Annotated in this window: 11 protein-coding genes; 7 read left to right on the plus strand and 4 right to left on the minus strand. The window is 59.9% G+C overall.

Translation table 11 applies throughout. The annotated features are described in order from the left end of the window. Positions 1 to 15: 15 nt before the first annotated feature. The 5 genes from BXY39_RS02590 (at position 16) to BXY39_RS02610 (ending at position 5751) form a co-directional block, all read left to right on the plus strand. Positions 16 to 741: a DUF2306 domain-containing protein gene (locus tag BXY39_RS02590; RefSeq protein ID WP_121937264.1), complete on the plus strand. Its 726-nt coding sequence runs from the start codon at positions 16 to 18 to the stop codon at positions 739 to 741. A 165-nt stretch (positions 742 to 906) separates the two neighbouring features. Beyond that, on the plus strand, positions 907 to 2034 hold the full coding sequence (locus BXY39_RS02595; protein WP_121937265.1) for a serine hydrolase domain-containing protein: 1128 nt from the start codon (positions 907 to 909) through the stop codon (positions 2032 to 2034). A 185-nt stretch (positions 2035 to 2219) separates the two neighbouring features. After that, a complete protein-coding gene (locus tag BXY39_RS02600; protein ID WP_245998947.1) occupies positions 2220 to 3578 on the plus strand; it encodes a cytochrome P450 in 1359 nt (452 codons plus the stop codon). Between the two features lie 5 nt (positions 3579 to 3583). Continuing rightward, positions 3584 to 5212 carry a GMC family oxidoreductase gene (locus tag BXY39_RS02605; protein ID WP_121937266.1) on the plus strand — a complete coding sequence of 543 codons (1629 nt, stop codon included), beginning with the start codon at positions 3584 to 3586 and terminating at the stop codon, positions 5210 to 5212. A gap of 101 nt (positions 5213 to 5313) precedes the next feature. Then, a complete protein-coding gene (locus tag BXY39_RS02610; RefSeq protein WP_121937267.1) occupies positions 5314 to 5751 on the plus strand; it encodes a universal stress protein in 438 nt (145 codons plus the stop codon). Between the two features lie 78 nt (positions 5752 to 5829). On the opposite strand, the gene ggt is transcribed toward BXY39_RS02610, so the two are convergent. After that, positions 5830 to 7548, minus strand: coding sequence for a gamma-glutamyltransferase (gene ggt, locus BXY39_RS02615; RefSeq protein ID WP_342779418.1), 1719 nt, complete (start codon positions 7546 to 7548; stop codon positions 5830 to 5832). 237 nt (positions 7549 to 7785) lie between these two features. Here ggt and BXY39_RS02620 point away from each other — a divergent pair, with 237 nt between their 5' ends. Next, positions 7786 to 8184 carry a DUF423 domain-containing protein gene (locus BXY39_RS02620; RefSeq protein ID WP_170163572.1) on the plus strand — a complete coding sequence of 133 codons (399 nt, stop codon included), beginning with the start codon at positions 7786 to 7788 and terminating at the stop codon, positions 8182 to 8184. Here BXY39_RS02620 and BXY39_RS02625 read toward each other — a convergent pair. Genes BXY39_RS02625 through BXY39_RS02635 form a run of 3 tightly spaced genes read right to left on the minus strand, consistent with a single transcriptional unit; the run spans position 8108 to position 10605 of the window. Continuing rightward, a complete protein-coding gene (locus tag BXY39_RS02625; protein ID WP_121937270.1) occupies positions 8108 to 9535 on the minus strand; it encodes a sensor histidine kinase in 1428 nt (475 codons plus the stop codon). The two genes, BXY39_RS02620 and BXY39_RS02625, sit on opposite strands and share 77 nt — an antisense overlap. A 4-nt stretch (positions 9536 to 9539) precedes the next feature. Next, on the minus strand, positions 9540 to 10208 hold the full coding sequence (locus BXY39_RS02630; protein WP_121937271.1) for a response regulator transcription factor: 669 nt from the start codon (positions 10206 to 10208) through the stop codon (positions 9540 to 9542). Positions 10209 to 10254: 46 nt separating this feature from the next. After that, a complete protein-coding gene (locus tag BXY39_RS02635; RefSeq protein WP_147453445.1) occupies positions 10255 to 10605 on the minus strand; it encodes a PepSY domain-containing protein in 351 nt (116 codons plus the stop codon). Positions 10606 to 10771: 166 nt separating this feature from the next. On the opposite strand from BXY39_RS02635, the gene BXY39_RS02640 reads away from it, so the two are divergent. Then, entirely contained in the window at positions 10772 to 11701 is a 930-nt protein-coding gene (locus tag BXY39_RS02640; protein ID WP_170163573.1) for a universal stress protein, read from the plus strand. The last annotated feature ends 114 nt before the right edge of the window (positions 11702 to 11815 follow it).

Below are 11815 nucleotides of genomic sequence, written 5' to 3' on the forward strand. Positions count from 1 at the left end.
TGTGGGAAATGAAAAATGATGCTGTCCGGTATTTTAATTCTGCACATCGCCGCGGGCACGGTCGGGCTGTTGTCCGGTGCGGCGGCTTTGATCTTCCGCAAGGGGTCTGGTCCACATCGGCGCGCCGGCAATGTGTTTTTCGTGTCGATGCTGGGCATGTCGGCAAGCGGCGCTTATATCGCTTATGTAACACCGGTCATGATTTCCGTCATCGTCGGTATCCTGACATTTTATCTGGTGGCAACGGCCTGGATGGCCGTCGTGCGCAGAACGGAAAAACCGGGCCCTGTTGATGCCGGTGCGCTGCTTGTCGCCCTGGCAACCGGCATTACCGGCATCGCGTTCGGCCTGGAGGCGGCCGGCTCGGATACCGGCCTGAAAGACGGTTTTGCCGCCGGCGTATATTATTTCTTCGGGGGTATGGCAGTACTTGCCGCAATGCTGGACACCAGCGTTTTCCTCCGGCGCGGGATTGCCGGGGCACAGCGTATAGCGCGGCATCTCTGGCGGATGTGTTTTGGACTGTTTATCGCCGCCGCGTCCTTCTTCCTTGGCCAGCAGCAGGTGTTTCCGGATGACGTTCGCGGTTCACCGGTTCTCTTTGCGCCGGTCATCCTGGTGCTGGCACTGATGTTTTTCTGGCTGGGCCGTGTCCTGTTCACGGGCCGATACGGCAAAAGACAGGACGCGGATGCCGCTGGCCATGACCATGCCTCACCTTCACGCCCGGAAAATCGTTAACATTTTTGGATGAACCATCATGACCGCAGGCAACATGAGACTGACCACCGTGATGCCGGTGCCGATATTCTCACAGCGGTTTATATTTTCCAACCGGGCAATGTCTGATACGGACGCATCATTTATTGGACGTATCATTTCTGGAACGATCAGGAGACATCACCCATGGCATGCATCCTTGCCCCAATATCCCGGATCAAGACCGCATCGCTTGCCGCCATGCTGTCGGTTATCGCCCTCATACCGGTCATGGCGGCCATGGCAGGGCCATCCTGGGCTGAAACGGCCGGGCAGGACGACAAGGCAGTCGGAATCCGCGATACCGTGACAGCCATGATCGCGGAAAACGGCTTCAGCGGCACGGTCCTGATCGCCGATGCAGGCAAAACCCTTCTACAGGCAGGCTTCGGCCCGGCGGACAGAACATGGGATAGCCCCAATCGTCCCGATACAAAATTCATGATTGCGTCCATGACAAAGACCTTCACGGCGGCCCTCGTGCTGCAACAGGTTGATGAGAAACGATTGTCGCTGGATGACACGATCGCCGACCACCTGCCGTCCTACGGCGCGCCCTACAGGGATGAGGTCACCATACGCCAGCTACTGACACATCGCTCGGGCATACCCCATTATATCGACCTTCCCGGCTGGTTTGACGGCCGCTTCAGGGCACCGATCAGCATCAGCGCCTTTCTCGACCATATCGCGGCACTGCCGCCGGCATTCGAACCGGGAACAGGCTACCGGTATTCAAATGCCAATTACTACCTGCTTGGCCTCATCCTCGAAAAACTGACGGGCCAGCCTTATGAAACGCTGCTGGCGGATCGTATCCTGAAACCGGCCGGCATGACGGAGACCGGAAGCTACCGCGCAGGGGCTATCGTCAAAAAACTGTCCCGGAATTATGTTCGCGAGGAGGACGGCACCCTGAGCCAGGCGCGGTATATCAATCCCGATCTGTTCCACGCCACCGCATCGCTCTATTCCACGGTCGGAGATCTGTATCGCTGGCACAAAGCGCTCATGGACGCCACATTATTGTCCGATGCCGCCAGGACAGTCATGTTCGACAGGACAAACCCCATGGGCTGGGCACACGTTACCGTACCTGCGGACGGCGACGCGCCCGCTTTCGATTTTGTCACCTATAATGGGGAACTGAACGGCTATACCAGCATGATCACGCATATTCCCGCACGCGACGTCCTCATCATCCTTCTGAACAACAACAATGCCGGATTCCGCACCCTGAGTGCCATGACGTTGAAAATTGCGATGGAGCTTTGATCCTTGCGACCGTGATATCATTGTCCAAACCCATCCGCCGAATGCCGGCGGATGGGACGGTTGCATAGAGTCCCGCACAGCGTTTGACAGGCCTGAAACTGGGTCTATAGTCAATTACTGGACTGACCAGTTCCGAGTTTACAGTCCCGCACTTCGATTTCGTTCATGATGCACGGGAGGGCTTGATGGCGAGCATGGCGGACACGATACAGGCTGCGGACGGCCCGGCACGGCTGAAGGACATCCCGGGTGATTCCGGCCTGCCCATTATCGGCAACACACTGAGGGTTCTGGGCAATCCGTTGAAATACGGCCGCACCATGCGGGAAAAATACGGAAACATATACCGCACCAACGCGTTTTTCCGCGATACCGTCAACATTCTGGGCCCTGATGGAAATGAATTCGTCCTGATGGACAAGGACAAGGTGTTCTCCAGCGAACTGGGATGGGCACCCTATATCCGTCTTCTGTTTCCGCGCGGTCTGATGTTGATGGATTTCGACATGCACCGCGCCCACCGCAAGATCATGAATGTCGCCTTCAAGACCGACGCCATGCGTGCTTATTGCGAACGGCTGAATGACGAAATGCCCGCCAGTATCGCCGCATGGGGCCGCACGGGACATTTTGAATTCTATCCTGCGGTGAAGGCCCTGTCGCTGGACATGGCAACACGGGTTTTCCTTGGCCTGAAACCGGGTCCGGAAACGGACAAGGTCAACAAGGCGCTGACGGATATGGTGGCGGCCAGCGTCGCCGTCATCCGCAAACCCGTCCCCGGCACCAAAATGTGGCGCGGTGTCCGGGCCCGCCGCTTCATGGTGGAGTTTCTGGGCGCCCTCATCCCCAAACGCCGTCAGGAAATCGCCGACGATATTTTCACCCTTCTGTGTCAGGCCGAGGATGAGGAAGGCAACCGCTTTACCGATCAGGAAATCATCGACCATATGATTTTCCTGTGGATGGCGGCACATGACACCATCACCAGCAGCGTGACGACCCTGGTGTATGAACTGGCGCGCCACCGCGAGTGGCAGCAGAAACTGCGCGACGAAATCGCCGGCCTCGGCCTTAATGACGATCGTCTGCCCTATGAAAAGCTGAGCGATATGGTCCTGACGGAATATGCCTTCAAGGAAGCCTTGCGCATCAATCCGCCGGTACCGTCCATGCCGCGCGAAACCCTGCGCGATGTGGAATTCAAGGGCGTCCGCATCCCCAAGGGCACCATCGTCAGTATCAGCCCGGTGATGACCCATAATCTTGCGGACGTATGGGGCAATCCGCAGGAATGGGACCCCATGCGCTTTACCCCGGAGCGCGCGGCGGGACGTCACCGTTTTGCATGGGTGCCCTTCGGCGGTGGCGCGCACATGTGCCTTGGCCTGCACTTTGCCTATATGCAGGCCAAGATCATCATGGCGCATCTTCTGCCCCATTTCGATATCGTCGTACCGGAAGGATATAAAACCCGGTTCCAGATCCTGCCGCTGATCAAGCCGGTGGACGGTCTGCCCGTCACCCTGAAACCCGTCGGGTAAACGCCATGGGGGACATATTCGACTATATCATCGTCGGCGCCGGCTCGGCGGGCTGCGCGCTGGCGGCACGCCTGACGGAACTGCCGTCCGTTTCCGTCCTTATGATCGAAGCCGGGCAAAAGGACAACACCGTCGCCATCACAATGCCGGGGCTGATCACCAAGGTCGTGCCGCCCAATGACCGCAACTGGAATTACTGGACCGAACCGCAAACCCGTCTGAACGGACGCAAAATGTATTGGCCGCGCGGCAAGACGCTGGGCGGTTCCTCCGCCATCAACGGCATGCTGTATATCCGGGGCCATGCACGCGACTATGACGAATGGGCGCAGCTTGGCTGCACCGGCTGGTCCTTTGCCGATGTGCTGCCCTATTTCATCAAATCGGAAGGCTCCGACAGGCCGGCCGATGATTTTCACGGCAATGACGGGCCGCTCAAGACAACGCGCATTACATCGCGCAATCCGTTGAACGACGCATTTCTGGCCGCCGGGACAGCAATGGGCTGGCCCATGACCGACGATTTCAACGGTCCCGCGCAGGAAGGCGTCGGGGCTTATGACCAGACAATATGGCAGGGCCGCCGTCAGTCGACGGCGCGCACATATCTGAAACAGGCGGAAAACAGGGACAATCTGACGGTCGTAACCGAAACCCAGGTCCGGCGCATCGTTCTGGACGGACGCCGCGCCACCGGTGTCGAAGCCACCTTCAAGGGACAGACCGTTCAGTGGCAGGCCACGCGCGAGGTTGTCCTGTGCGGCGGGGCGATCAACAGTCCGCAACTGCTGCAGCTGTCCGGGATCGGCGATCCGGCGGACATTCAGGCCGTGGGACTTGATGTACACCACGCCCTTACCGGTGTCGGCAAAAACCTGCAGGACCATCTGGACGTCACGGTATCCGCCCACCTGTCAAAACCGCTGTCGATGATGCATTACAAGGCACCGCAACGCGCCATACCGGAGCTGGTCAAATGGGCCTTCCGGCGGCCCGGTGCCCTCAGTGATTGCGTGACACCCGTCGGCGCCTTTTTGAAAAGCGATCCGGCACTGGAACGTCCGGATATCCAGTTCCACATCATTCTGGGCATGGCGGACCAGCCCCATGGTTTTCAGGACCCGACGGAGCATGGTTTCGGGATCCATGTCTGTACCCTGCGCCCCCACAGCCGGGGCAGCATCGCCCTGGCGTCCGCGGACCCTCTGGCGCCCGCGAAGATCGACCCCGATTACCTGGCCGCCGATGAGGACCTGCGCGTGCTCAAGGCAGGGATCCGCATGGCACGGGAGATGATGCGCCAGCCGTCACTGGCCGCTTTCATCACCCGCGAAAAAGCCCCATGGGATACCATTGCCCTGGACGATGACGCCGGGATCGAAATCCGCATACGCGAAGAGGCGGAAACCATTTATCACCCCGTCGGCACATGTGCCATGGGGCCGGTCGACAATCCGTCAAGCGTGGTGGACCCGACGCTGAAGGTGGTCGGCATCGACCGCCTGCGCGTCGCGGACGCATCGGTTATGCCGCGTCTGATCGGCGGCAACACCAATGCCCCCACCATCATGATCGCGGAAAAACTGGCCGACATGCTCAAGGCGGATGTACGCGCGGGCACCAAGGCAGCCTGAACCAGCGGTTTTGACGCGCATCAAATCTTTGCCCGGCCAACCGGTTAGGATGGCGGCGCATTTGCATATATTTGTACAGGCATATGAGGGGACGTCGAGATATGAGCAAACAGCTATACATCGTGGCCGTGGACGGCAGCGAATGGGGAGAACGGGCCGCAGAGCGTGCCGTGCATCTGGCGGAGCAGACAGGCGCGCGCGTCCGTCTGCTCAGCGTTATCCCGTGGTCGGGTTTTCAACCCATGACGCTTGATGAAATGGCGCACCGCCCGCTGGAAAAAAAGGAAGAGGAAAAAACGGCACGCGATGAAATCCTTCAGCCGCTGGTCGACAAATACAAGGACAGTGGCGTTGACATCGAGGGTGAGTTTTATTGGGGCCACCCGGTTGAGGTGATCCGCAAGAAAATCAAGGAAGAACACGCCCATATGGTTTTTGCGGGCCGGCGCGGCCGGTCCCGTATCGCCGATCTGGTTCTGGGCAGCGTGGCCAATTCGCTGGCCCACACCGTCGGAATTCCAATCGTTCTTGTGCCCTGACACACACTGTTATTACAGACCATGTAAAAGGCGAGGCCTGACGGCCCCGCCTTTTGCTTTAACACTTGGAAATAACTGTCAGTACCCGATGGCCATCCCGTCTTTGCGCATTTCACTGGCACCCCAATAGACCCCGGTCTCCGGGTCCCGGTAAATTGCCTGATATCCGCCAAACGGCCCCTTGGTGATGTTGATCCGGTGGCCGCGCCGTTCCAGGTCCGCCACCACATCGGCGCGCATACCGCTTTCCAGTTCCAGCGTACCGCCGTCAGTCATCCGGCCGACCCAGGTGGGCGAGGTCGAACCCGTGTGGTGAAACCGTGCGGCATCACCGGCTTCCTGCACATTCAGACCAAAATCGACAATGGCACTGACAATCTGTGCATGGCCTTGCGGCTGCATCGCACCGCCCATCAGGCCGAATGAAACAAGCGGCTGACCATCACGGGTGATGAAAGCGGGTATGATCGTATGGAAAGGACGCTTGCCCGGTGCATAGACATTGGGATGGCCGTCTTCCAGCGCGAATTGCGCGCCCCTGTCCTGAAACATGAAACCCAAACCATCGGGCACCAGGCCCGAGCCCATACCCCGGTAATTCGACTGAATCAGCGAGACCATCATACCGTCCTTGTCGGCAACCGTCAGATAGATGGTGTCACCTTCCAGCAATTGGGGGTCGCCATGATCGACCTCGGTGGCGGCACGGGTCATGTCGATCAGGGCCCGTCGTTCCGCCGCGTAATCCTTGGACAAAAGCCGGGCAAGCGGCACATCGTAAAAATCCGGATCGGCATAAAACCGCGCACGATCTTCAAACGCCAGTTTCTTGGCTTCGGTCATCAGGTGCAGATAGTCCGCCGAATTGTGCCCCATGGCCGCTAGGTCATATCCCTCAAGGATGTTCAGCATCTGCAACGCGGCGATACCCTGCCCGTTCGGCGGCAATTCCCACACATTATACCCACGGTAGGAGACACTGACCGGATCGATCCAATTGGCGCGCTGCGCTGCGAAATCGCTTTTGCGCAAGGGCCCGCCAATACGCTGGAAATAGGCATCCATGACATCCGTCAAGGGTCCGTCGTAAAAGGCGCCGCGCCCGCCATCGGCAATGGCCTGAAGGGTTGACGCCAGGTCCGGGTTACGGAAAATCTGGCCTTCCGCCGGCGGGTTTCCGTCAACCAGATAGGTCGCGCGGTAATTGTCGATTTCCTCGATCACACCCTCGCCGTGCAGGCGTTCGAACAGACCTTTCGAGCGTCCAAGATAATAGCCGATCAGCTGATTGACCGGAAAACCGTCACGGGCATAGGCAATGGCCGGCGCCAAAACCTTCGCCATGGGCAAACGCCCGAACCGGCCGTGCAATGTAAACCAGCCGTCCACGGCACCGGGCACCGTAATGGACAGGCTGCCCCAGTCCGGAATATCGTCATCCTGACCGGTGCGCTCCATCAGCGTGGCTTTCAGCGCTGCCAGCGTCTGCCCGCGCGGCGCGCGCCCGGACGCATTCAACCCGTGCAGACGGCCTGTCCGGGGGTCCCAGACAATGGCAAAAAGGTCGCCGCCGATCCCGTTGCCGGTGGGTTCCATCAGGCCCAGGGCGGCATTGGCGGCAATGGCCGCATCCGCCGCACTGCCGCCGGCTTTCAGAATATCGACCGCCACCTGACTGGCCAGCGGAACAGAGGTCGCCGCCATGCCCTGCACACCCAAAACAGGGCTGCGTGTCGCCCACGGCGCGCCGTTGATGCGGTCGCCGCGATTGTCGCCGCGCAAGGCATGGTCGGTCATGGCGGCAGCCTCCTTATCGTCCTGTGTCTGCGTATCACCGGCCGGCTGTGCGCATCCGGCGGCCAGCCCAAGCGCACCGGCCAATAACATCTGTTTCAACACTGTCCTGTATCCCATTTGCATTCCCCCTTGGGCCCCATGTACGGCCCGCCATCGCAACCAAGCCGGTTGCCGCCCCGGTCAGATAGGCGATAATAGAAGCCACGCGCAATGATACAAGACATGAGGACAATTCCCATGACCGGTGGCCGACTTCTGATGCTTGCAGCCCTGAACGGTCTTGTCGCCACGGCACTGTCCGCACTGGCGGCGCACGGCCTGACCGCGATCCTTGATGAAACGCCGCTCGGCTGGGTACGGCTGGCCGCGGATTTCTGGCTTGTGCATGCGCTGGCCATGGCCGTCTGTGCCGGTGCTGTCCACGCAGGCGCCGGACACTGGGCGGCGCGCGCCGGACTGTTGTTTCAGATCGGCGTGCTTGCCTTCTGTCTCAGCCTTGTGATCAGGGCTTTCGGATGGTTGCCGCCCGGTCTGACATGGCTGACGCCTGTCGGCGGTCTCAGCCTGTTCGCCGCTTGGTCCAGCCTAGCGCTTGCAGGCCGGTCGTGGCATCGTGCCCTTTCAGGGGCAGAATAACCACGACCTCCAGCCCGCCGAGTGATGACTGATCAAGACGGCTGAGCCCGCCATACATATCCACGATATCGCGCACGATGGACAGGCCAAGACCCGATCCGGGCACCCGTTCATCCAGCCGCTGCCCGCGTTCGAACAGGCGGTCGCGCTCTTCGCGGGGAACGCCGGGACCATCATCGCCGACGGACAATTCCATCATCGCGCGGCGCCCGTCGTCGGGCAAACGGTGCGCCGATATGGCAACACGGCTTGCCGCCCACTTGCCGGCATTGTCCAGCAGATTGCCGACGATCTCGTCAAAATCAGCGGTTTCACCATCGAACATCAGACCGGCATCCAGATCGCGGATGAATTTTATCTCCTTGTCGCCCCGCATGCGCGAGACCGCATGGATCAGCTTGTCCACACGGTAGCTTATCGGTACGCCGGGGCCGGTCCCGCCACCGGCGATCCGCGCCCGTTTCAGATGATGGTCGATCTGGCCGCGCATGGTATCAACCTGATGACGGATACGCCGCGATACCGTCTCCGGTAATTCATCCGTTTCATTCTGCAGGACGGACAGCGGTGTTTTCAGCGCATGGGCCAGATTGCCCACATGCGTGCGTGCCCGTTTGACCAGACGCTGATTCTGATCAATCAGGGCATTGATTTCCTGCGCGATGGGGCGCAGGTCTTCGGGAAAACTGCCTTCCAACCGGGCGGCGTGCCCCGCCCGCACATCGGTCAGCTTGCGGCGTATACTGCGCAGTGGCCGCAGTCCGTATGCCACCTGGATGATCAGTGCCAGCGTCACGATCACCATCATCACACCGAGAGCCGCCACCAGCAGCCAGTTGAACCGGCTGATGGCGCGTTTGATCCCGGCGGTATCGGTGGCAACCTGATAGCGGAAAATCCGCTCCGCCTCGGGCAGGATGATATCCCGTTCGGCAATACGCAGGGTCTGACCGCCCGGCCCGCTCCCTTCGCTGAGACGCAGATCGAACATCTGGCTCTCCAGATCTGGCTGTAGGGCAAAATCCCAGAGCGACCGCGACCGGAACGGCCGCTCGCCAGCCTCGGAAATCTGCCAGTACCAACCGGAATAAGGACTGTCGAACCGTTGGTCGAATAAAGGCCGCGAAAAACGCAGCACGCCGTCGCGCCCGATCTCGCTGTTGCCGATCAGCGTATCCAAGAGAACCGACAGCCTGTCGTCCATGTCTTCCAGAACATAGCGTTCAAACGCATAGGACAGGATTGCCTCGCCCACGCTCAGTGCCAGTGCGGACCACAGGGTCGCCGCGATCAGCAGCCGTCCGGTCAGGGTCCTGAGAAACTGCCGGGGATTGCGCCGTTCGCCGTCCACAACGTCACCCCTTGCCGGCCCATTCCAGCCGGTAGCCAAGGCCGCGTTCCGTATGCAACACGGGAACGCCAAGCTTCTTGCGCACTCGGTTGACGAACACTTCAATCGTGTTCGAATCCCGGTCGAAATCCTGATCGTAGATATGTTCGGTCAGTTCCGTGCGGGAGATCACCTTGCCCTCATGATGCATCATATAGGACAGCAGCTTGAACTCCTGGGCCGTCAGCTTCACTGCCGTACCATCCACATAGACACGCCCGCCACGGGTATCCAGTGTCACCGGCCCGCAGTCCAGTGTCGGACTTGACTGTCCGGCCGCACGGCGGATCAGGGCCCTTACACGCGCCAGCAGTTCCTCCATTACGAACGGCTTGGTCAGATAGTCGTCGGCACCGGCGTCCAGTCCTTCGACCTTGTCATTCCAGCTGTCGCGGGCGGTCAGGATCAACACGGGAACGGTATGACCCTGATTGCGCCAGCGTTTGAGGATACTGGTACCGTCCATGACCGGCAGGCCCAGATCCAGAATAATGGCGTCATAGGGTTCCGTATCCCCCAGGAAGTGGCCATCCTCGCCATTATCGGCATGATCGACGGCATAGCCCGCTTCCAGCAGTTGCGATTTCATCTGGCGTGCCAGTTCGGCATCGTCCTCGACAATCAGAATACGCATGATTTCCCCCTAAATCATCGTTGCCCGACTAGCCTTTTCGGGCAACTCATTTCCGTGACATGACCTTGCCGTTTGCCGCATCCACCAGGGCATAGACGACCCGGCCGTCCTTGCGGCGCACGCGCACCTCATAAGTCCAACCCGTATTGGTGCGCATCAGACGCTGGCCGACAATCTCGCCGGCAAGCTGCCGTTCAACCCTTTTTTTGAGCTCGGGGTAGGGAAGGATATCGCCCTCGCGTGCGGCACGCAGAGCCGCATCCTGTTCATCGCGCTGTTGCGGATAATCAGCGGTGTCCGCAGTCTCGGCAGACGAAACGGCAGACGAACACAGCAGAGCAACCAGGGCTCTGGCAGGGTGGGAAAAGGCACGGATGATGTGAACGATCGAAATCATGATACCGTCTTGCCGTTCATTGCCATACCCTTTGTGAACCCAGTCTGAACCGCATTGTTCATAAAACACCCCCTGCACACTCTCTGGCAGGGCGCTTCAACACTCAAACCATATCCCTTGACCTCGATCAAGCTTGCCTATGGGCTGCCTGCCTAGGATGATGACCATGGAACACACCTTATCCGCCTGTCCTGCGGAACAGGCTGGTCATGTCGACACATGCACGGAGGAAGCAGACATGCTGAAATCGATTATCCTTCCGATGACACCGGGATCGCCGGACAATAGCAGCATCGCCGCCGCCGCAGATCTGGCAAAGGTGTTTCAGGCCTGCGTGACAGGCCTTTTTGTCCGCTCTGACCCGCGATCCGCCGTTCCCTTCATGGGCGAAGGACTGACCGCCGACATGATCCAGCAACTGTGTGACACTGCGGAACGCCAGGGCCTGGCGCAGGCGGAGGAAGGCCATGACCGCTTTACCTGTATCATGGCCGAGAAAACGATCCCGGTTATCGATGAAGGCGGGGGCGACGATGCCCGCGCGCACTGGTCGGTCATGGTGGGCGCCATCACCGACCATGTGGGCCGGCGCGCACGGGTGGCCGATCTGGCTGTTTGCCAGCAACCGGGCGACGACGACGGCGATGCACGCGATATCCTGCATGAACTTCTGTTCCGCTCGGGACGGGCCCTTTTGATGGTGCCCAAGGGCATGACCGGCGCCATCGGCCGCCGTGTCATGATCGCCTGGAATGGGCGCGCGGAGGGTGCGCGGGCGATTGCAAACGCAATGCCCTTTTTGAAAAGGGCGGACAGCGTTCATCTTGTCCAGATCGGCGACATCGATGCGGAACGTCCCTGCCTGGAAGATCTGGCTGCCTACCTTGCGGAACACGGCGTCACAGGCCGGATTGACAGACGCCCCGACGATCCGAGGGATGTGGGCAGCGCCCTTTTGGCCGTGGCCGGCGAGATCGACGCCGATCTGATGGTGATCGGCGCCTATTCCCACGCCCGCTGGCGGGAAATGGTTCTGGGCGGCGTGACGCGGTCAATTGTGGCGGATGCCGGGATTCCCGTTTTTATGAGCCATTAAGCCGTTGACGGCAAAAGGACCGACCAAAGGCCCCTCCAGAAAACCGGCCGGTAAAACGCAGCCGGGAAACGACCCGCATCTGTCCGCCTGCATTCGTCATCGGCATTCGTCATT

Source organism: Eilatimonas milleporae (assembly GCF_003688555.1).
In the GTDB taxonomy this organism is placed as follows: Bacteria; Pseudomonadota; Alphaproteobacteria; order Sphingomonadales; family Kordiimonadaceae; genus Eilatimonas; species Eilatimonas milleporae.